This window comes from Pseudomonas putida (genome assembly GCF_028682635.1).
GTDB lineage: Bacteria > Pseudomonadota > Gammaproteobacteria > Pseudomonadales > Pseudomonadaceae > Aquipseudomonas > Aquipseudomonas putida_AE.
Genome location: NZ_JANHLK010000132.1, coordinates 1 through 218 on the forward strand (window position 1 = coordinate 1; position 218 = coordinate 218).

The following is a 218-nucleotide window of genomic DNA, read 5'->3' on the forward strand; positions in this document are numbered from 1 at the left end:
ACCACTTGCGGCGGCAAGGTGTTGGAAGCCGACACACGCGTCATGATGTTTGGCATCGCCCATGCGCGTGAAGGCGACCGTGTTTCCTGCGGGAAAAACGACGAAACCTACAAGATCGTGGGAGGCGTCTCCTACATCAACAGTCATGGCAGGATCGTGGCGGGCTCGCTGGACAGCTACAGCACCTGCCCGTGCAGAGCCAGGTTGATCCCGTCGGT

Annotated in this window: 1 protein-coding gene; it reads left to right on the forward strand. The window is 60.1% G+C overall.

Going from position 1 to position 218, the window contains the following annotated elements; all coding sequences use genetic code 11:
• Positions 1-218: PAAR domain-containing protein (locus NPS56_RS31150; protein ID WP_274078193.1), on the forward strand; the 218-nt coding region annotated here is incomplete at both ends.